This is a genomic window from Microcoleus sp. D3_18a_C4, from assembly GCF_036702415.1.
GTDB lineage: Bacteria > Cyanobacteriota > Cyanobacteriia > Cyanobacteriales > Microcoleaceae > Microcoleus.
This window is the reverse complement of record NZ_JAUBTI010000004.1, coordinates 145,956-166,376: the sequence shown is the minus strand read 5'-3', so window position 1 is coordinate 166,376 and position 20,421 is coordinate 145,956. Positions and strand designations below refer to the sequence as shown.

The window sequence follows — 20,421 nt, the reverse complement described above, 5'->3', positions numbered from 1 at the left end:
TTTTCTGACAAATAGCGCGATAGCGCTCTTAAAAAAAGAGGATTTAAAGAGATGAATTACCCCATAGTTTTTTACCCAAAAAAAGTAATGCAGTTCTGCAATCAATATCCTTTGTCAGAGGTAAATTCTAGTGGTGCTACCTCATCCCAAGTTGAAGAAACTCAACAATTCAGGCAGCCTGTTGTTTTGCTGACTCCGCCTCAACCGCCTGTAGTGTTACCTGTCAAGTTGCTGTGGTTAATTTGGGTGTTTTGGCTCTATGGTGCGATCGCTCTCCCGCTGATTGCTATATCCTGGGGTTGGCTATGGTGGGAAATGCTGTTGGTAGTGGTGGCTTATTCATGTTTAATTGCGGCTGCTTATAGTTATGTGTTTGGTTGCCGTCAAAAACTGTTATCTAGATATAAGCAGCAGGTTTTGGAGTATAAGCAACAAGAGATATTATCCAAAAAGCAGCCGGAATTTTCTAGTTTTAAGCTGGAAAAAGAAGGGTTGCAGACAGTTTTAAAAAGCGTAAAAGTTGACTTTGATTCCAGAAATAGATTGCTCAAGGATTTGATGTCACTTCGGGTTAGTTATATTGGCTGTTCTCAAGCTCGACAAGGGGTGAGTGAAGAGCGCTTTTTGCAATACTTACAACGGTATTTTAAGGAAGTTGTCCAAGCAGCAGAGTTTAAAATTCCGTCATCTCGAAGAAGCTATTCAGCAGATTTTATTGTAATTCACACTCCATCGGGGATAGGAATTGATGTGGAGATTGATGAACCTTATGCAGGTAAATCTAAGCAGCCGACTCACTGTTGCGATGCTGAGGGCGATGTCCGCCGCAATCAATTATTCTTAGAGTGGAATTGGATTGTGGTTAGATTTACTGAGAAGCAGGTAGTACAAGCGCCGTTAAGCTGTTGCAAGTTTATTGCTTTTGTCATTGCTGAAGTAACGGGCGATCTCTTTTCCTATAAGCTGTTAGAATCTGAACCTGATTTGCTTCCGGTTAAACCTTGGACAACAGCAGAAGCTAGGAAGATGGCTAAAACTAATTATCGTCTTAGCTATTTAAGCTGAACGAAGGGGAAGGGGAAGGGAAAAGGGAGAAAAAGCTGATTACTTGGGAAGGTAAAGGGACGGAAAAATCCCGGTTATTGTTAGCTTTTATTGAAGAAAAGGGAAAACTTATCCTTCCCCTTCCCCTTTCCCTTATTAACCTATTGTCGCCGGAACAATTCTTTCGAGAGTTCAGGCCACCGTTTCAAAGTAGGGTCTTTTTGGGTAACTAATTGTGCTGCTTTCCTAGCTTGTTCTAGTATGGCTTGGTCGTTGACTAAATCCAAAGTAGCAAATTTAGGAAGACCGGTTTGTTGAGTACCCAGAATTTGACCAGGGCCTCGCAATCTCAAATCCATTTCAGCTAGGAAAAAGCCGTCTTGCGAAGTCTCCATCACCGTAAGTCGCTCTCTGGAATTGCTAGATTTGGAATCACTCACCAGTAAGCAGTAAGATTGTGCAGTACCTCGTCCTACCCGACCTCTGAGTTGATGCAATTGCGAAAGGCCAAATCGTTCCGCGTGTTCAATTAAGATGACGGTGGCGTTGGGGACATCAACTCCTACTTCAACGACGGTGGTGGATACTAGAATTTGAGTTCGATTGGCGTTAAAATTGGCGAGCGCTGTTTCTTTCTCTGCTGAACTCATGCGGCCGTGTAGTAGCCCGATATTAACATCAGGAAAGACATTTTCACTCAATTGTCGGTGTTCTTCAATGGCTGCTTTGAGGTCAAGCTTTTGAGATTCTTCGACAAGAGGCAGAATGATATAAGCTTGATGGCCGAGTTGGAGTTGTTGCCGAATTATTTCATAAGCTTTGCGACGAGTTCTACTTGTAAATAGCAGGGTTTGAATTGTGTGTCTCCCCGGTGGTATTTCGTCGAGTAAGCTGATGTCTAAATCGCCGTGTAGTGTTAGTGCTAAAGTTCTGGGAATGGGTGTAGCTGTCATTGTTAAAATGTGAGGGCTAACGCCTTTTTGCTGCAATTTGAGTCGCTGTTGAACTCCAAATCGGTGCTGTTCATCGATCGCAACCATTCCCAGTTTCTTAAAGTTTACGGTGTCTTGAATCAGTGCATGAGTACCAATTAGCAAGGAAATTTGCCCTAATTCTAACTGCCTCAGTTGGTATTGGCGTTGTTGAGTCGGAGTGGAACCAGTGAGTAGGGCGACTTCTACCCCCAATGGTTCTAACCACTGCTTAATTTTGCGGTAGTGCTGCTGGGCTAAAACTTCTGTTGGTGCCATGAGTGCTGCTTGATAGCCGGATTCAACGGCAGCCAGCATAGCAACTGCGGCTACTACAGTTTTGCCAGCACCCACATCCCCTTGCAGCAGGCGATTCATGGGTACAGGGCGTTCCATGTCTGTTAAAATCTCAAGAATGGCTCGTTCCTGCGCTTTGGTGAGGGCAAAAGGTAACGTTTTGTAGAAATTGCCTAGCAATTCGACTGTTGCAGCCAAGGGGCATCCCGGCTGTTGCTGCAAGGCATATCGGCGCTGCAACAGTCCTAGTTGCAAGTAGAAAAATTCATCGAAGGCTAAGCGCCGCCTTGCACTTTCTAACGCCTCATGGTCAGGGGGGAAGTGGATGTACGCGATCGCTTCCTTCAAAGGGGTAAGTTGTAAGCGATCCCGAAGTTTTTTGGGTAGCGGATCGGTAATTTCACCAACGCAGTTAATTGCTATGCGGGTACATTTTCCGATTGTTTCTGACGCAATCCCTTTGCATTGTTTGTAGATAGGTACAATGGAAGTTGCGCTGGCTTTGGCATCACTCAGACTTAATACTTGAATAGTAGGATTGTTGATGTTTTTGCCATAGCTGTCTTCTTTAACGAGGCCAGTCACTACTACAATTGAACCAGAGGTGTAAAGTTCGATTTGCTCGGAACGCCATGCAAGGGATTGGTAATAGCTATGGTGGTAGAATTGAGTGCAGGTGATTCGACCCGTTTTATCGCGAATAATCCACTTTTGTAAGGTGAGTTTGGGGTTGTTTCGGCAGTTGAAGATGCTGTGACTGACAATTTTGCCTGCAATTGTTACGTAACTTCCCGCTACTGCTTCAGTAATGCGAGTGCGTTTATAGGTGAGATGCTTTGTGGGAAAATAGTAGAGTAAGTCGCTAATGGTGCGAATTCCCATTTGGCTCAGTTTTTTAACTTCAGTTGGACTAAGACCGGGAAGGTGTTTTAGGGTGAGAGCTAGGTTCATTTCCTGATGGATTGAGTGAGCTCTACTAAGCCGCTTTCAGCGGCTCCCTCACCGACATGGACAGCGGTTTTTACAATTACCCTCAATATCTCATAGGCTATTTAAGAGAGAGAAAACGTGGGTTGTTTCTTGAACTAAATGGTTAAAAGAAAATTTGGTTCGCTCGATTGACAATCTCAATTTGTAGCTTTCTGCTTGATATTGTTTGATTTCATGCTTTGCTCTCTCTAAGGACTGTTCCAGTTCAGAGAATTCAGAATTGTCGTGAGAGCGATCGGTACTATAGTAGCCTGTTTTACGAATAGCTGGTAGCACTTCGTGGAAAACCCACCTTTTAAACCGCTTTGCTATTGGCTTGCGAGATTTTAAGAGCAGTCTGTACATTCCAGGTTCGGTAACAGTTAGCATTGACTGTAAGCGTTGTTTTCCAGTAATTTCGGTGATGTGCATAGTATGCACGCCTCTCTCATCTTCATCAAAATCCCGCATTGAGGATCTAGCTTCAGCAATCCCTAAGACATCACAAACATCTTGAGCTATCCATGAAGGGGTATCGGGCGTTCCTACCATCCGCACTTGTTTTCCTTCAAACTTGAATTGCTGCCATTCATGAAAGTTCTGAGTTTGGCTTGTTTGTTGAACTGGAGGATATTCAGGTTTGTCAATGGCTGATAATGTGACTATTTCTGAATAGCTAGATTGGGGAGTTAAGGCGTTTTTTACTTCGGTTTCAACAGTGGCATTAAAACTAGCATCAGCTAATTCCATGAGTCGTTCTAAACCATTGTCTCCTAAAGCTTCCATTAGTTCGATAGCTGGAAGCTGACCGTTAATAGCTTGAACCTTCCAGTAAAGGTAAGCCATGTCTAAAGGAACAGGTTTTATGCGATTGTTTCGTTCAGCTTCTAGGCGGAAATTGATTAAAAAATATTTAGGAGGTGGACAACAGAGTTTTTTGATAATAATGAATTCCGGTAAGGTTGAGTGCCAAAGTTTAAATCGTCGGAGGCAATATTCTATGTCGGCTCCCGCAGGTGATTTGTCGATGGTCTTAAAGACTTCTTTTTGAGAAAGGCAGTAGATGTTATGGAACTTGAAGACTTCTATCTCAAAGTTGTTGAACTTAAGTAGTTTACCACAAGGAATTTCCTCTATAGAGTCTATAGTTGTGAAAGCCACTGGTTGCGGTGTTTGAATTTGGGTTTTCGTTTGCGAGTGTATTGGCACGATATTTTCTGGTTTCAATGGCAGATTACTTTGGTAGGAAATAGGGGGTTGCGATTGCTCAGAACTGGTGAAAGCACTATCAACAATTTGTTTAAACTGTTCAATACCATTTTCTCCGAGTGTTTCAATTAGGGCTTTAGCTTGGGGTCGGGTTTGGGCTTGAAGTTGCCAATATAAATAGACCATTTCGAGAGGGATGGGATGAATAGTACGGATTTGATCGAGTTTGCCGTCGGGGGCTTGCTTTTTAACTTTGAGAGAGTTATTCCAAGGGGATTTCCACAGTTGCGCTCGTTCGAGTTGGTATCTTAAAGTAGAGTTATCTTGTTTGCCAATGGCTCGTTCTGCTTGAGTCTGAGATAGGCAATATTCGTCTTCTACTTTGAGGATTTCGATTAAAGATTCGCCAATTTGGAGGGAACGGTATGGGGTAATTATTGGTGTAATTTCTGATGGTTTCATGGTAAAATTTTGCAGCGTAAATCGGAATAGCTTCCGGGTAACTTTCGACGATTGTAAAATATTAAATGGATTTTTGCCTACGGCTAAGAGAGTGAATCTTAACAGTAAAATCGGAGCGCTCCAATTGGGGGGATAAGTTTAGTCGAGTTCAATTTGTTTGCGGCTAGGCGGTTGTCGCTGTAGCTGGTTGGATAAACTTTTTTGTGGTTGGGGTACTTTGTAGGGCAATTGTTCCTGCAATTCTTGGCGCAAAGTTTGAAAGTTTTTCACATCTTCTGGTGTAACGGAGCAAGCTGGTAATTGATAGGTTCCGTCGTCTTCAAAACTGGCTCGAAGAATCTCGCCTCTACCGTCAGAAACGATTATGGCAAGTTCTAGCTCTTGGCGATTCCAGGAGATGCGATACTGGTTCCAATCTATTGATGGTGCTGGTGTTTTAGTAGTAAGTAGTGTGTGTTCTAATGCTGCTCCTGCAATAGGAACGATCTCTTCAGCTATGGTGCGGTTTTGTAGGTTTTCTTGTTGAGCTTCTAAAATTTGCTGCTGTGGTGTTTGTTGCTGTTGTAGTTGTTGCTGCTTATCCGACAACTGCTGGTCAACGGCCTGAAAGTGTTCTACATCCTCTTGAGTTAGCAGGTTGTGCCAAACTTTTAGTGCTTTTTTGGAGTAATTAAAACCGAGTACCTGTGTACAATTCGGTACGGGTTCAAGAGTATCTACACGCTGAACTACAACATCGCAGCTTTCTAGAAACCGATCGATTTGATAGCGTTTGTTGTTACTTTCAAGACTATCTGCTTGATAAGAATCAAGGAGAGCGAGTACGATTGGTGCAATTTCATCTCCCCACAACTGGTGGGGTTTCTGTTGTTCTTGCTTTTGCTGTTTCTGAGACATTTGTTCTTGCTTATGGAGTGCTTGACGATTGGTGCGAGTTTGCTCCCAACGCTTTTTAAAAGCTTCTCTAAGAATGGGCTGTTCTTGGGTATCGGCTAATATTTCTAGGGGCGATGTAAGCGCTTGAGTGGTGATTGATTTGTTGCCGAGTTCTAAATCTAGGATTATCCCTCGGTGAGCCAGCCCTGCCAGAGTACAAGCTCCTTTGCCCCTTCCTAATTTGCTTCCTTTGATTGCTACCCCATCTGCTAAGTAAGATATTCCTAAAATTTGACCGCCTGAATTAACTTTAAGGCGAGGGAAAATGTTTTCGTTTTTCAAGTCAGCAAAAAGCTGGTTCAGATTTTTGCCAGGTTCAATGCTAATCGCAATTGTGGCTTGGATTTTCTCTACCGCACTCGGAGTGGGGGGTGTTTGTCTCAAGCCTTGAGAGAATTCTTCGTTTTCTCTCCTTTTCCTTCGCTCTTGTCCCGTGCTAGGTGCAGTGTGTTCTACTTCCCAACTACATTTAATTTTTTTGAGGTCGAGTTCTTCCTCTAAGGAGCGGAGTGTTTTCTCTAGGCGGTAGAAGTTGTGCCAGTCTGAAACACAATTACCTTCAACGTCAATGCGGGATGCGGCAAGGTGTAGGTGAAAGTGTTTGCGATCGCCGTGAGTGGCGGCAAAGTAGAGGCAGGAATCAAGACCTATTCCTTTGCGTGTCGCGTCCACGACTGTTAACAGGGTGTTGCTGGAAAGTTTGGGAGTATCTTCAATGGCAAAACTAATACTTGTATGGCAAACGGGATATGAAACGTCAGGATTGAGCAGAGTGGTTGCTTCTAACTGCTGCCAGAATTCCTGCGGTGTTGACCCAGCTAGATTTGTGCAAAGTAATTGTGATTTTTCTTTTGTTAATATGTAATTAGTCAAACCTGCAAAGTCAGAACCTTTCGTAATTTTGCCAATCATGGTTTGTGCGGTCGTTTTGGGTTCTTCAGTTAATCTGTGGTGTCAGTTGAGAGTAATTGTAAGCGAATTTTGTCAATTGTTTTAACAATACTGTCGATTTGACTAGCATTTTGATAGTCAATCTGGTCTAAGTTCTGGCTGATTTGTAAGAGGTTTTGGGTGATTTCTCCTAGTAATAAGTGAACTTGAAAGTTGATGCGTGTAATGGTCTTGATGTGACATCCTGCCATTCGCTTCCTGATGAGTTCTGCAATAGTTAATCTGGCGGATATTGCCATAGATGTCCAGGTTTCTTTTTCTTGAGGCGTTAGCCGTAGTAAGTAAGTTTCTGTCCGGTGGAGTTGGCGTGGCATGGTTTAACTGTGTCCTCCTCAGTTATAAGTTGGAGCTGCTTTTGATCCGCTTCAATGGATCGATCCGTTTGGGGGTGTTTGTGGCAAAGTGCGATCGCTTTGTGATTTGATGCTACTTGGACCGTTGGATTGACCATTGGAGCTAAAATATTCTGGGGTTGTTCTTTCAAGTCGGTTGAGTTGCTGTAGCAAGTAATTAATTGCTTTGCAGAAGGTTGATTCTAGTTCAGAGTGTTTGTTTATCTCAACAATAGAGCTATAGTTTTCTAGCTGCTTCCGTAAATTTTGCTGTTGTTCTTGTTCTGATAGTTTGACTATAAAGGCTTGGTTTGCAACTTGAGTTAGCAATTCAAGGCAAATTTCTGTTACTAAGGTTTTGGCGAGCGGATTGCCAAGTTCGTACTGTCTTAACCAGTACAAGCTGACAATTTCTAAAGGCACTGCTCTGATTGATTCCTTTGAGCCTGCTACTGTTATTTTAACAACTTTTGCTAAACCAAAACGCTCACTGAGTAAGGATTTAATTATCTTTGATTCTACAAAATTGTTCAGAGACTGAGCCTCTTTTTCCATTGGCGTGGCAGCACTACTGAGGCTGGCATAGTAATCTCCTGAAGAAATCTGGAACAGTTCTAAATTAAATCCTGCAAATTCGACTATTTTCCTCACTGCTTTGTAGTCAGTTGAGGCTAAAATATCTTCGCTGCTGGTATCCTTACTATTCTCTGGATACAGGGATGTTTGGAGTTGCACTGTGTCGGGCATTTTAGAAGCGATTGCACTTATATCAGCAAGTAAGATCGGATTAGGTGTCAACTCTTGTTCTAAGGTTGTCAATGTTCGGTACAATTGCTCTTGGTGGGGCGAAATATAACTGAAATTTTGGAAAAGTACCTCAAGTACCGCCAACTTTTTTTGGACAAACCAACAAGCATCTGCGAGTGGTTGTAGGGCAGATGTGAAAGAGTTCTGCCAAAGTTCAATAAAGCTTTCTAGCTGTTCAGAGTAGGAGTCGGGAGCGATCTGGGTAAAAGTTGCTAGCACTAGGGAAAAAACTTCTGCTTTAATCCAAACTTTGCCGTCTCGATCGGTAGTAAACAGTTCTGGATATTCTTCGAGCGGATTGAAGAGGGATTCTAGTGACAAATTTTTGGCATTTGTATAGCCTCCTGCTGCCAGTTTACCTCTGAATTCCCAAGTTTGGCAACTGAATTTATTGAATCCTGATTTGAAGTTGCTCCAATTTTCTCCCAAACTTACTGTGCCATTTTCTAGCATGAACTCAAGGCCGTCAGGGTTGAGTGGTGTTACGATAGTGCCTTCCGGGATATCTTTTAAAATCCATTTTTTGTCGGCAAAAACACTTAGGTTGATAGTTGGGTCGTTCCAAAGATTGAGTGCTTGTTCGAGAGTTGCTTGAGTTTCGGGGTTCACCCATTTTGCTAGGTCGAGACCTAGTTTCCAATGTACCCAAGCTATACTTTTTTCTAAATAGCTATGAATAGGATAAATGTGAATTAAGCTTGGATAGGCTGTAGCTAGCACGAGAGAGGGAGGGGTATCAAGTGGGACTGAAGCTGGTTCAATTTGCAGAGATTGAGCCACTTCTAAAGTTAATGTGGCTGTGCTTTTTCTTTTGAGCCAATGAGTTATTTTTTGCTCAACGGGGAGCATCAAGTTACTGACGAATGCGTCTTTTAGTCTGATTTCAATGGTATTCCTAAATTGGGAGTTCTTAAACAAATCATAGTAGCGAACAGGCAATAGGAAAGAACTCGGATATTTGAGAAAATCAAAATTTGATTCCATGCTGTTTACACGAGTTATAAGTGTTGATTAACTAATATGGTATTTGTTGGGTTTATTATTTGACTTCACCACAACTGGCAGTTTTTGTTAGCTCACTTGGATCGCTCCTTTTGGAGGGTTCACCTTAAGGCTGAGTTTTGATCTATGGCTATACCCCCGATTTCGTTATAGTTCAGTATCAAAACAGCAAGCTCATAAATAATAGAGCTGCTGTTTGCAAAAACCTGTAGTCATTGGCGATCGCTTCAGTTGGTGCGATCGCTCGCGATTGGCATTGATTATCGGTCAATTTGACCTAATTGTTTTCCCTATTCGCTCCCCCGCATTTGCGGGTAATCATTGGCGATCGCACCAACTGAAGCGATCGCAGGAATTGGAATCAAAGCTTACCCTATAGTAGTTCTAGCAGCAACTATAGCTGAACTTGCATAAACAAACAGGCTCAACCCAACCACTAAGAGTCAATATTCAGGTTATCCGTTGAAATACTGCATCGAAAAGTATTTGTTGAGCCTGCTAATTCTGCTAAAACTGCGAGGGCGATCGTTCGTCTAATTGAATTTTTGTTCAATACTGAGCGTGTTGTGGCTCTACCATACAAACGCTCCTCTTTATTTGAGAAGTTTTTTATATTTTGGTATAAATATATCTCTGAACATTGCTATTGCTACCAGTGAGCTTTGCTTTTTGTGCAAGCTTCTTATCTGGCATAAGTTTGAGTTTTCATGCGGTTTTTGTTGCTAACAATCCCGCAAATTTAGCTAACAATTAAGCTGAGTTTGCACAAGTTTACTCGCACATTCTCAGAAAAAACAGCAAAAAACGCAGGAAAAGGCATGAAAACTCAGTCCTAAAAAGTTAATTTTGAGGTTTTTTCCTGTCCCGGTACACTTAATATCAATTTAATAATTTAACAGCAAAATCGACACTCCAATTTTAAGCAAATGTAGCAGAGACAAGCTTGTAACTCGTGTCATTTATAGCAAGCTGTACTTTCATAATTGAGCAAGCAGAACTAATTAAAAAGACTGTTAAGGCTGCCTAAAAGATTGCCGCCAAGTGATAGCCATTCGGGGTATAGCCGAGATGTGGCGACTTTAATTTACTGTTCCACGCTCGTTGAAGGGTGTGAGCTATTTCGGGAGTACAGCGATCGCTTGTGCCTGAATTGCGATTGTAGGAGCGATCGCACCATCCACTTCATCCATTTGGCGATTAATTTCTTTAGCAGTATAAATATATCTCTGAACATTGCTATTGCTACCGCTCATCCCTGCTTTTTGTGCAAGTTTCCGATAGCGATCGGGGATTGCTCACCACAGCAGTCAATAGGATAATCCTTTTTGGGTGTAATGGCGGTAGCCTGGACTTCAGCAAGCAAAAGCTAATTTTTTATAGCTATATAATATTCAGCTTGAATCGTAGTACGAATAGTTACAATTGTCATTAAAGCTTAAAAAAGTATAAACCCTCCGTTGCGGTTAGGCTTCCGCAAAAGGAGGGTGCATCTTTTTTCTTTCTGCACGTAAAAGTCAGGTTTGTGATCACAAAAACATTGCTTGCTACCACCCATACCTGCTTTTTGTGCAAGCTTCTATCTGCATAAGTTTGAGTTCTCATGCGGTTTTTGTTGCTAACAATCCCGCAAATTTAGCTAACAATTAAGCTGAGCTTGCACAAGTTTACTCGCACATTCTCAGAAAAAAAAGCCAAAAACAGCTAAAAACTCACGAAAACTCAGTCCTAAAAAGTTAATTTTGAGGTTTTTTCCTGTCCCGGTACACTTAAGATCAATTTAATAATTTAACAGCAAGCTCTACACTCCCCAATTTAAGCAATTGTAGCAGAGGCTCAAAAGTGGTAGCATTTATAGCAAGCTGTACTTTTACAATTGAGCAAGCCGAACTAATTGAAAGCTGTTAAGGCTGCTTTTTTAATAGCCGCCAAGTGATAGCCTTTCAGCTATTGCATATCAATCTATCGGTTGAATACCTAAAACGGACGTTGTCCTAGATTTGCCTCCAGCTTGCGAATAATTTCTGTCTTTTCTCTCAACTGGTTGCCGTATCCGTCGCACCGCTCGGTTGCTTGCTGGAGGTCAGATTGCAAGCGCTGGATTATGGTGTAATTTTGGTCAAGTTTTGAGGCCTCTGCAATTAGAGCAGAGGCAAAAGCATAGAAGCGACCGCGATTCTCACCCTTCCTAAACTTCCACCCACCCACAGAGGGCATCTCAAAAAGATTATCCCTCGCTGCATAGAGGTCGGGTAGCTCTGGCTGTTGTGCTGGCATCTCTGGCAACAGTTCTAAAATTGCCTCCACATCTGCCAAATCAGCCCTGGACTTTTTGCGATCGCTCTTGAGTTGGTTGAGCAGAGTTCCCGCGTCTGGTAAGGGTTTGAAGTGCTACTTTGCGGTTGATGACAGCTTCGCTATTTTTAGGCCAGCCAGGAGCGATCCCGTTGGTGTACAGGTCGCCTTGGGTACTCGGCATCGGAGCATTGCACGACGCAAGCCAGTTGGTGCAGTTCGGTATTGGCTAAGAGTTGAATAGGTTGGTGGGAGAAATGCTGGTAATTAGTCTGTTGCCCCGCGCTCGCTTTTATTACCACCATCCTAATACCGATAAATCTGTTTATACGCCAGAACAATTGGGCAGAATAGTGTGGTACTATGCTATTAGACTCATGTTATTCAACCACCCCTGCACTGAAAGTCACCTGAAATGTCTGATTATTAACAGCAGTAAACTTCTGCTCGCCCCAGGTTTTTAGGAAGTCATTCAGCCGCTTTGCACACAAATCTCGCGTTATCCCATATATACCTAAAACAAATTCCTCGCCGCCCCAACGACCTACTATATCATCAGACCGAAAGAACTGCTTTAAGTGTTTTCCCAAAACGGAAAGAACTCTATCTCCTGTCGCATGGCCGTATCGATCGTTAACGTGCTTGAAGCGATCTAAATCCAGAATAAAACACAATGGCTGATTTTGATGTTCTGCCAGATGTAATAATCGCCCTAGTTCCTGAATGGATTTACGCCGAGTAGCAGTGCCGGTTAGTTCATCAATTTCTGCAAATCTGGACTGTGGCTTGCGTTCTTAGTCAGTCCTAATGTTAAGAAATGTTTCGCCAACAGTATCGGATCTCGGCTCAATCCCTATCGGATACAAGTGATATGACCAAATCAAATCTCTAGATTGGCAAACCCGCAATGCCGAGTTTATTGGCAAAGCCCCACCGACTTTAACGGCTGAAGTCATTGCAAAACTCAAAACCCTCTTGCCATCATGATTGTTGCCCCTAAATGAGTTAAAGATTACTGGATGAACCCTTTAGAACAGCGAGATTTAGTCAAAGAGCTACGAGGAGCACTCAACGGCTACCACAGAGTCGGAAGATTTCCTGATGCTGTAGTTCATGCTGCTGCTCTATTATTCTTACGGTGGGTAGACTTTTACGAAGAAGAACAAAATGCAATCGCTGAATTTGATGGATTGCATTACACAAATGCACTACCGGACTATTTACGTTGGTCTAAATTGCGCCAACAAAATTTTCAAATCTTTATCAAAATCTTTCAATACAATCTTGTTCCCTCTTTAAAATCTGCTATTTCAACACCCCTTGGGCAACAGCTTTACCGCATCGGTATTGCTCTTGAACAAATTGGAGTTGAGCAATCTGAATCATTAACTACCCTAGAACCAGTCTTCGAGCTTTTTCGCTGGATCGATTCTTTGCCTTTTGACTCAGCAGACGATCGCGCTAATGCTGGAACTATCCTAGAAGCTTTGATCTCAGACTCTATGGGTGGTAGAAGTACAGGGCAATTTACCACCCCACAACCAGTTGCTGATCTTATGGTTGCACTTGCCGATCCGAAACCAGGCGATCGTATCTACGATCCTTGCTTTGGTATGGGCGGATTGCTTGTCACTTGTACTCGTCACTTGCAGGATCAAGCTAAGTTTCTTCCTCCCCGAAACTGGTTGGGGATTCAGGAGAATAGCATTTTTGGGGTCGAAATCAACCCTGTTGCCTACGCAGTTGGACTAACCCGCATTGTTCTAGCAGGCATTGATTGCCCTCGGCTTGAACTCGGCGACACTTTAGAGAGAACAGTGCGCCATAACCGAGCTTCTGAAGGGTTCGATCTAATCTTGGCGGTTCCACCTTGGGGACAACGATCATCTGCCTATGCTTATCGAAATGAATTCCCAATCCCTACCTCAACCACAGAAGCACTTTTTCTACAACACATTATGGCTTCTCTGCGTCCAGGTGGTCGAGCCGTCGTAGCCTTTCCAGATGGAATTCTCTTTCGTGCAGGTGCCGAAAAACAACTTCGTGAACGGCTACTGTCTGACTTCTATGTTGAAGGAATTCTAGCGTTACCTTCAGGTGCCTTTACCCCATTTACTGGACTTAACTCTAACCTCATAGTCTTTCGACGTGAGGAGCCTGCTTCTTCTGTGCGCTTTTTCTTAGTCGAAGATTTTCCGTCTGGACTACGAAAACGAGAACTCTTCTCACCTAGTGAACAACAATTATTGGCAAAGCGAGTTGCTCAGACATTTCATGATGGCAAATCTAGTACACATCTTTGGAGCACTTCAATCACCACTCTTGCTCAGCGAGACTGGGAACTGATTGTAAAGCGAACAGGAGATGATGCCTTAGCTGAACAGTTAAAAGCCCTAACTGAAACTGATCCAACTATTAAGCTGAGATCGCTTCAGCAAATTGCTGATATTTTCACAGGAATTTCTTATAACCAGTCTATTAGCACGAAAGATGCTAAAGCCCCTGACGCTGTAGCAGGGCTGCTTCGGGTTTCTGATGTGATAGGTGCTGGTGCTAAAGCTCCAGAACTCTTTCTGACTAAAGCTGGAGAAGCTAAGGCTAAAGAGAAGCACTACCTGCGTCCCTTTGATATTGTTGTTACAAAATCAGGGACGATCGGTAAAGTTGGTTTAATTTCAGATATTGCTGGAACAATAGGTGCGATCGCGACACAGGGTCTTGCCGTCATTCGCCCTAGAAAAGGTATTACGGCTCAATTTCTAGCTGAACTCTTACGTTCTCCTGCCTACCAATCTTGGTTGAAGGGGCACGCTCGTGGTGCCACTATTCAGCATCTTTCCATGGAGGCTTTAAGGGATCTGAAAATACCTGTACCCCCCCTTCAAATGCAAGCTCGGCTGTGGCAAGGTACTCAAGGACGGATTTCAGATGCTCTAAGTGCCTTGGTTCGCATGGTGATGGGTACTAGTGATGACCCTGTGTTGAACTGGCTTGAACAGTCCAAAGTAGTGCGAATGATCGCAGAAACCGAACAAGCCGGAAGTAGGGCAGAGCCACTGTGGTTTGATCGCTTTGGTAAAGAACTTTATGACCTTAGAAACCGAGTAGTGCATGGGCTAGAAGGAACGTTCTCTCCAGAGATTAGACCTTGGTTAGTTACTGCCGCTACTGCTGCTGCTTCTCTTAGAGGGTTTCATGAAATTCCGGATGGAACAGGTCGTGTAGCAGTGTTGGAAAATGCTCATCGTAGGATGAGAGATGCATTTGAATTGCTGGGTAGTACCTCTCTTGCTGTAGTGGAAAGAGCAAGAGAAGTTAGTCTTAATGTGACTAAGCTAATTGCTCGTGAGGTTGAATCAATCTTGTCAGTAGTCGAAATTGCAACACGGCTCGCTCCATCAAGCGTTGTTGTTGGGATACCTAACGAAGTTTCCCTAAACATCCGAAATGCATCTTCAATCGCAATTAGGAATTTACAAATTCAGACTAACCCAGCAGTCGGAAGTGGAAAGGTAGCATACCTTCAAGATGGCAGTGAGGTTAAGTTTCCTCTGCTTATAGAACCGCAGCAGGCATTTGGTACGTTCAATTTCAACATGATATGGACGGCATCCCGCTTAGATGGGACAACTATGCACGAAGAAGTACCTTTAACCCTTGCGATTCGATCAACACGCAACTCAGCATTAACTAGTGAGTTAGGAACTAGCCCTTACATCGTGGGTAGTCCAGTTGACCGGGAAGAAATGTTTTTTGGTCGAAACGATGTCATTCAACGAATTAAAGGACAACTTTCAGCCAGCAAGCGCGCAAATGTAATTCTCCTTGAAGGTAATCGACGCACCGGCAAAACCTCTATCCTCAAACAACTTCAAAAACCTGGAGTTCTACCAGACTGGATTCCAGTAGACTGCTCTTTTCAAGGTGCAGAGGGACATCAGAGCCAGGTAGGGATAAAAACCCAGGATGTTTACCGTCTGATGGCTCGTAAAATCGGGTGGGCTTGCCATGACGCTGGTGTTAATGTTTGGTTGCCTGGGCAAACCGAAGGAGCAAACAATAAACCGTTCAAACCACAGTTTACCTCAGGCTTAAGCAAAGTTTTTTCCACCGAGCATCCTTTTGAGACCTTTGAACTCTATCTACAATCCGTGCTGGAAGCCATCCAACCCCGTCGGCTTCTCCTAATGCTGGATGAGTTTGACAAGCTCCAGGAGGGTATTGATTCTGGAGTGACCAGCCCGCAAGTTCCAGAAAATATTCGTTACTTGCTGCATGAGTACCCCAATTTATCAGCAATCATCACAGGTTCTCGCAGGCTCAAACGGCTTCGAGAAGAGTACTGGTCGGCTTTGTTTGGCATTGGATATCGAATTGGAATTAGCGATTTACCTGTGGAAGCCGCAAGGGCACTCGTCACTGAGCCCGTAGAAGGCAGGCTTCTCTATTTAACCGAAGCTAGAGATCGCATTGTAGAGCTTTGTGCTCGTCAACCTTTTTTAGTCCAGTCACTCTGCAATCACGTCTTTGAGAATGCCGCCCGAACTGGCGATCGCACGATCACTCCATCACATATTGAAAAAGCCATTGAGGAAATGGCAGGGGACAACGAACATTTTCAAACCTTATGGGGATATGCTGGGAAAGAACGCAGACGGGTAATTTTGGCACTTTGTGAGCAATTGGCTGAAGGGGACGATCCCGTCAACCTTGAGTTACTTGAGGTGAAGTTTGAGGAATTGGGGATTCCTATTCCTAGGCGGGTTGGACTGGGTGCGGACTTGGAATTCCTTAGGGAACTTGAACTGATAGAACTTGACTCGTCAGACCGCCAGGGTGCCTACACTCTTGCAATTCCCATGATGGCAGAGTGGATTCGGAGAAATGTTGATTTTGCTGATCTACAGCGTAAAGCCGTGAAAGAGGCGGAGGAGGAAGTATGATTATTTCATATCAAGTACTGGGAGTAAATGTTCCTTCTTTTTTGGGACGTGAAAATTTACTGAATAATCTGGAACGCCAACTCCTAAAACCTACACCTGATCATGTCTGTGTCGTTGGTCCTGCACGATATGGAAAAAGTGTTTTACTTCATCATCTGGCACAGAGATACCGTCAAGGTAATGAATCCTATATCGCGGCTGTCTATCTTGACTTAAGACATTCTCCCCCAAGTACCGACGAGGATTTCAAACAACGCCTTGCTAGAGAGTTAAAGACGACGTTATCCGAAATCAGCTCAGATTTAGCTGCTTACTTAGAGCCAGATGAGAACAGCAGTATATACGAGCTTTTAGATTTTGTCTTTGAGGATTTGGATAGTAAGGGCGATCGCTTACTTGTAATCCTTGATGGCTTTGATCATGTTCTTAAAGAGGCAGGAATTACCAGAAATTTATGGGATCAGCTAAGGAACTTAGCTCAACATAGCAGTCTGCGTCTAGTCACTGGTAGTCGTCTGCATCTGCGTAACCTGCGCGATCTCATGCCAACAGATTCCCGCGTCTCAGACTTCTGGGAAATTTTTAATCCAATGCCCCTGCTAGTGGGAAAATTAGAGGACTCAGATTGGGATGGCTTTCTGCTGCCTTTGAATGTCAGAAATATTTTGCTTGATAATTCTGCCCGTAAAGAAGTCAGCAATTGGACTGGTGGAATTCCAATTCTTGCGGTCGCTCTTCTTAGAGAATTAGCTGAAAAGTTTGAAGATGGAACTAACCTCACTAAAAGTGATATTGATACAGTTTGTGAGGTAATGATTGCTAGCCATCGTCAACTTTTAGAGGATTTATGGGATGACTGTACGGATGAGATGAGGGAGGATTTAGCTAGAGCAGCTATAGAAGATATAGACGCAAATACGCTACCTCACGAACGAAAGACTGCATTGCAACAACGTGGTTTCCTTCAGTTTTCCAGCAATAAACTTAAATCAAGCTGCCGCCTCATGCAAAAATATGCTGAATTGCGAGCACCAAGCGTCAAAGAGCTACGCCGTTTATTTCAAACCAACAAGGATTTTGAGACAAACATTCAAGAAGTTTTAGAATTACGGCTCAGCCAAATTCAAGGCTGCGATCCACATCTGTTTGAGTTAATTAGAAAAGCAATTCGAGACATATCCCCAAATCCAGTAGACGCTACAAATTGGATGCGTCGTGTCGTAAATCGCGCTCTAGATATTATCTGGTTCCATGAGTTACCATCTGATCGAAGTTTGCCTAACTGCTGGATTACTGAATGGCAATATAAAGCAATTAACTTTCCTAGTGATGGAGGCAAACTTCCTGCAAGCCCCTGGAGACAATGCATTATCTTACAGTTAATAACTGGTTCACGACCGGAACTTAATCCAATCTCCAAATACGTCACTAAGCCCACCTATCTCTTGGTTAACCATATCCGTGAAGTAGCTGATTTTGGACAACATACAACCGCCCGTGACAAAGTGACAGTCGGTATCGCCAGTGCTTATTGCCTATCGGCAATCAGTCTATGTGAGAGCCTCATTAATGATTTGCCTACATGAGTAGAACTAGCAACCAAATCAATTAGCTTTTGTAGCCTACAAGAAAACCTAGACACCACAACCAGTAGTTGTAGCGACCTGCAATCATAAACGCTCAAACCTGCAATCAAAACATTTCTTAGCCAGGATTAACTGCAACTATAATTGTGTTTCAGCCTTAATTTGGTCTGAAGTTTTGACTCAGTTTCATTTAATGTGGTCTCGGAAAAATCCTGATTGCGGTCTTGAGCGATTATGATTGCGGTCTCCTACAATTAACCTGTAAGCAGATTATTTAATAAATAGTCTGCACTTTAATTCCTAAAAAGTTTCTTACTTTTATCAAACAAACATTTTTTATTTGATTTTGAGCCGTAATTTGTACAGCTATATTAAGGTTTCCTAATTGAATATTTGTTTTTTTTCCAGTAACACGCTGACCTGTAGTGGTCACTATATAGAACCCATTTGATATCTTTTTAGGCGGTAGCTAGTCGTTTGAGTATTAGCCGAATGAAACACAGCTTGAGCTTGGCGTTGGAGCGTTGGAGTGTCCGGTCAAAATTCTTGACTAAACTTTTACATCGCTCCACCCAAGCATTTGACCGTTCAATTACCCATCTAGCCGCAACAGGCACAAATCCAGATTGCCCTTTAGCCGCTTTTTCTGCTTTCGAGGGTTTAGCTGAAAGTTCAAATTGAATCTTCGTCATAATCTCTGGATAAACCGTCTCTAAAGCTTGAGTTAGTTTCTCAGGATGATAGCCATTATCCAACAAGATTGTGGTCTTGGGCAGGTCGTCCGGTTTAGATTTGAAGTAATCGATGTTGTGTGTGAGTATTTCAATTAAGCCTTGATCATCAGATACACTGGCTTTGGTACAATGAGTAAAGAAGGGAAAACCTAGTATATCTACCGCTAGATGTCTTTTGATGCCATTCGTGCATTTATAGAAACAAAACCCTTTTGACTCAATACTGGCATTACAAGTATTTTTCACAGCTTGGGAGTCAATGATAATTAGAGTCGTCCACTGCGGTTTTTTTTGACTTGTTCGCGTAGCTTGCTATGTAATTGTGTCTCAATCCGTTCGAGAGAGCCATCCTCACACCAATTTTGGTAATGCCAGAAGACGGTTGAATATGGCGGTAGATATCTGGGTAAATCTCTCCAATTACAGCCGTTCTTGAGCTGATAAAATATGCCATTGAGGAGTTGTCGCTTTGTCCACACTGCGGGTCGCGTTTTCTTCTTCTGGGATAGTAAAGGCTCGATTATTTCCCACTCTTTGTCTGTCAAATCGCTTGAATATCCCATTTCTCACCCCAGCTCACTTGAATTTATCTACTCCGCCTTCATTCTACGCGATTGCCCAAAAGATATCAAATGGGTTCTATATTGTCGCCTGGGTGAAATAGCAGCAAGGCGATCGCCACTAGCAGGTCCAGAAATAGCGAAGATACTGTTGGCGAAAGTAATACAAGGCATCTTAACGTAGAGTATTACTAACCCCCAAAGCCAAGATTTCTTGTCATTGTAGCACGATTAATTACATAAAAGATTGCTTTCGCCAACAGTATCGACTGCTTATTTACCCCCGTTAGCCTGATGGTTTTGTCTAAAGTTCAATTCTAAAGCAGTGGGTCATTCAGAAGCCGCCACGTCGAATTAACCAGTGAGTTGTGACTCTGACGCTGGTCATTAACAGCTTTAAAGGTTTGGATAATAGGCGTAAGGCAACGCTTAGCATCTTCATAGCCTCGCTGTTTGAGTTCTGCGATGCGTTCGGCGCTAAAGTCCAACCAACTATCAACCAAGCCGATGAGCGGTGTATCAGACTTGTTAATTCGCTGTTCTGGCCTAATTTCAATAATGGTCTGGTCTGGGAAGTCGTAGCGATTCCATACCGACCCGTTTTGCAGGTGAATGACGATCGCACTCGTTATGCCCCGCGCTGCCAACGCTCTTAGCGGGACATTATCAGCCAAACCCCCGTCCACATAAGCCTTACCATTGACTTCGCGGCTGGGAAATGCCAGAGGAAGGGCAGCACTGGCAAGAAGTAAATTGTAGATGACCTCTTCATCAGTTAAATCCTGTACGCAGAGCCAGTGGGCATCCGTGCCAGTACGAGCGCGGACGAAATCAATCAACCAGTCGTATCCTAAACCTGGAATTTTCAGAGAAGGAAAGACTGTCACCCATAACTCGATGCCCCGTTGCAATTGGGCTGGGTTTACGACTTCGTATAATAGCTGCTCAATTGGCTCTGGGTCAAAAATGGCGGTACGGTCTTTTACTATCCCTTCCGACACCAGGAAATCAAGCATCCACCCCCGCAGGGTTGGGACAAAAGTTTGGGCTGCGTAGCTTATGGTATGGAGCAAGGCACCAGTATTCGGGCGAAGGATTGGGGCAGTCCCCAACTGTTCCCATAGTTCGTTCAAACGACGAACACCCTGTTGGAATGACCCGTGAGATGACAAAACAGCACCGTTAAGAGCGCCAATACTTGTTCCGGCAATGATTTGGGGTTCTATTCCCAGTTCGGCAAGATACTTAAGAGCGCCCGCATGGTAGGCTCCTTTAGCACCGCCACCAGTAAGTACAAGTCCAAAGTCGGGAGTAGCTGATTTCATG

General features: G+C 43.4%; 16 protein-coding genes. 4 read left to right on the top strand and 12 right to left on the bottom strand.

The features are described 5' to 3' along the window. Positions 1-87 precede the first annotated feature (87 nt). Positions 88-1,065 (top strand): hypothetical protein, encoded by a 978-nt coding sequence (locus tag QUB16_RS03835; RefSeq protein ID WP_333314133.1) that lies wholly within the window; start codon positions 88-90, stop codon positions 1,063-1,065. A 140-nt stretch (positions 1,066-1,205) separates the two neighbouring features. Here QUB16_RS03835 and recG read toward each other — a convergent pair whose 3' ends face one another. The 5 genes from recG to QUB16_RS03810 form a co-directional block, all read right to left on the bottom strand. After that, positions 1,206-3,275 carry an ATP-dependent DNA helicase RecG gene (gene recG, locus QUB16_RS03830; protein WP_333314184.1) on the bottom strand — a complete coding sequence of 690 codons (2,070 nt, stop codon included), beginning with the start codon at positions 3,273-3,275 and terminating at the stop codon, positions 1,206-1,208. Between the two features lie 78 nt (positions 3,276-3,353). Then, positions 3,354-4,952, bottom strand: coding sequence for a BRO family protein (locus QUB16_RS03825; protein ID WP_333314132.1), 1,599 nt, complete (start codon positions 4,950-4,952; stop codon positions 3,354-3,356). 138 nt (positions 4,953-5,090) lie between these two features. Beyond that, the gene (locus QUB16_RS03820) at positions 5,091-6,800 is read right to left on the bottom strand and encodes a relaxase/mobilization nuclease domain-containing protein (RefSeq protein WP_333314130.1); all 1,710 of its coding nucleotides are present in this window, start codon (positions 6,798-6,800) and stop codon (positions 5,091-5,093) included. A 29-nt stretch (positions 6,801-6,829) separates the two neighbouring features. After that, positions 6,830-7,153, bottom strand: coding sequence for a plasmid mobilization protein (locus tag QUB16_RS03815; protein ID WP_333314128.1), 324 nt, complete (start codon positions 7,151-7,153; stop codon positions 6,830-6,832). A gap of 51 nt (positions 7,154-7,204) precedes the next feature. Next, positions 7,205-8,962 (bottom strand): hypothetical protein, encoded by a 1,758-nt coding sequence (locus QUB16_RS03810; RefSeq protein ID WP_333314126.1) that lies wholly within the window; start codon positions 8,960-8,962, stop codon positions 7,205-7,207. Between the two features lie 214 nt (positions 8,963-9,176). Here QUB16_RS03810 and QUB16_RS03805 point away from each other — a divergent pair, with 214 nt between their 5' ends. Then, positions 9,177-9,359 carry a hypothetical protein gene (locus QUB16_RS03805; RefSeq protein WP_333314124.1) on the top strand — a complete coding sequence of 61 codons (183 nt, stop codon included), beginning with the start codon at positions 9,177-9,179 and terminating at the stop codon, positions 9,357-9,359. 736 nt (positions 9,360-10,095) lie between these two features. Here QUB16_RS03805 and QUB16_RS03800 read toward each other — a convergent pair. From QUB16_RS03800 to QUB16_RS03785, 4 genes are all read right to left on the bottom strand, one after another. Beyond that, positions 10,096-10,233, bottom strand: a complete 138-nt coding sequence (locus QUB16_RS03800; RefSeq protein WP_333314122.1) for a hypothetical protein — start codon at positions 10,231-10,233, stop codon at positions 10,096-10,098. A 721-nt stretch (positions 10,234-10,954) separates the two neighbouring features. Next, entirely contained in the window at positions 10,955-11,284 is a 330-nt protein-coding gene (locus QUB16_RS03795; protein ID WP_333314120.1) for a hypothetical protein, read from the bottom strand. Between the two features lie 10 nt (positions 11,285-11,294). Further along, complete coding sequence (locus tag QUB16_RS03790) at positions 11,295-11,456, bottom strand: hypothetical protein (RefSeq protein ID WP_333304888.1); 162 nt, start codon at positions 11,454-11,456, stop codon at positions 11,295-11,297. Between the two features lie 196 nt (positions 11,457-11,652). Then, on the bottom strand, positions 11,653-12,036 hold the full coding sequence (locus QUB16_RS03785; protein WP_333314182.1) for a GGDEF domain-containing protein: 384 nt from the start codon (positions 12,034-12,036) through the stop codon (positions 11,653-11,655). A gap of 255 nt (positions 12,037-12,291) precedes the next feature. Between QUB16_RS03785 and QUB16_RS03780 the strand changes: the two genes are divergently transcribed. Next, positions 12,292-16,215 (top strand): N-6 DNA methylase, encoded by a 3,924-nt coding sequence (locus QUB16_RS03780; protein WP_333314119.1) that lies wholly within the window; start codon positions 12,292-12,294, stop codon positions 16,213-16,215. Then, entirely contained in the window at positions 16,212-17,801 is a 1,590-nt protein-coding gene (locus tag QUB16_RS03775; RefSeq protein ID WP_333314117.1) for an ATP-binding protein, read from the top strand. Before QUB16_RS03780 ends, QUB16_RS03775 begins: the two co-directional genes overlap by 4 nt. Before the next feature lie 458 nt (positions 17,802-18,259). Here QUB16_RS03775 and QUB16_RS03770 read toward each other — a convergent pair whose 3' ends face one another. From QUB16_RS03770 to QUB16_RS03760, 3 genes are all read right to left on the bottom strand, one after another. Further along, positions 18,260-18,781: a transposase gene (locus tag QUB16_RS03770; protein ID WP_333314115.1), complete on the bottom strand. Its 522-nt coding sequence runs from the start codon at positions 18,779-18,781 to the stop codon at positions 18,260-18,262. A gap of 20 nt (positions 18,782-18,801) precedes the next feature. Then, on the bottom strand, positions 18,802-19,098 hold the full coding sequence (locus QUB16_RS33470; protein ID WP_445251091.1) for a transposase: 297 nt from the start codon (positions 19,096-19,098) through the stop codon (positions 18,802-18,804). Between the two features lie 314 nt (positions 19,099-19,412). Continuing rightward, positions 19,413-20,420 carry a patatin-like phospholipase family protein gene (locus tag QUB16_RS03760; protein ID WP_333314113.1) on the bottom strand — a complete coding sequence of 336 codons (1,008 nt, stop codon included), beginning with the start codon at positions 20,418-20,420 and terminating at the stop codon, positions 19,413-19,415. Between the last annotated feature and the right edge of the window lies 1 nt (position 20,421).

What these genes read in the sequence shown, in the direction of transcription:
- QUB16_RS03835 (WP_333314133.1), top strand. Translation starts at nt 88, where the DNA reads ATGCAGTTCTGCAATCAATATCCTTTGTCAGAGGTAAATTCTAGTGGT.
- QUB16_RS03825 (WP_333314132.1), bottom strand. Translation starts at nt 4,952, where the DNA reads ATGAAACCATCAGAAATTACACCAATAATTACCCCATACCGTTCCCTC.
- QUB16_RS03820 (WP_333314130.1), bottom strand. Translation starts at nt 6,800, where the DNA reads ATGATTGGCAAAATTACGAAAGGTTCTGACTTTGCAGGTTTGACTAAT.
- QUB16_RS03815 (WP_333314128.1), bottom strand. Translation starts at nt 7,153, where the DNA reads ATGCCACGCCAACTCCACCGGACAGAAACTTACTTACTACGGCTAACG.
- QUB16_RS03810 (WP_333314126.1), bottom strand. Translation starts at nt 8,962, where the DNA reads ATGGAATCAAATTTTGATTTTCTCAAATATCCGAGTTCTTTCCTATTG.
- QUB16_RS03800 (WP_333314122.1), bottom strand. Translation starts at nt 10,233, where the DNA reads ATGAGCGGTAGCAATAGCAATGTTCAGAGATATATTTATACTGCTAAA.
- QUB16_RS03790 (WP_333304888.1), bottom strand. Translation starts at nt 11,456, where the DNA reads ATGCCGAGTACCCAAGGCGACCTGTACACCAACGGGATCGCTCCTGGC.
- QUB16_RS03780 (WP_333314119.1), top strand. Translation starts at nt 12,292, where the DNA reads ATGAACCCTTTAGAACAGCGAGATTTAGTCAAAGAGCTACGAGGAGCA.
- QUB16_RS03775 (WP_333314117.1), top strand. Translation starts at nt 16,212, where the DNA reads ATGATTATTTCATATCAAGTACTGGGAGTAAATGTTCCTTCTTTTTTG.
- QUB16_RS33470 (WP_445251091.1), bottom strand. Translation starts at nt 19,098, where the DNA reads ATGGGATATTCAAGCGATTTGACAGACAAAGAGTGGGAAATAATCGAG.
- QUB16_RS03760 (WP_333314113.1), bottom strand. Translation starts at nt 20,420, where the DNA reads ATGAAATCAGCTACTCCCGACTTTGGACTTGTACTTACTGGTGGCGGT.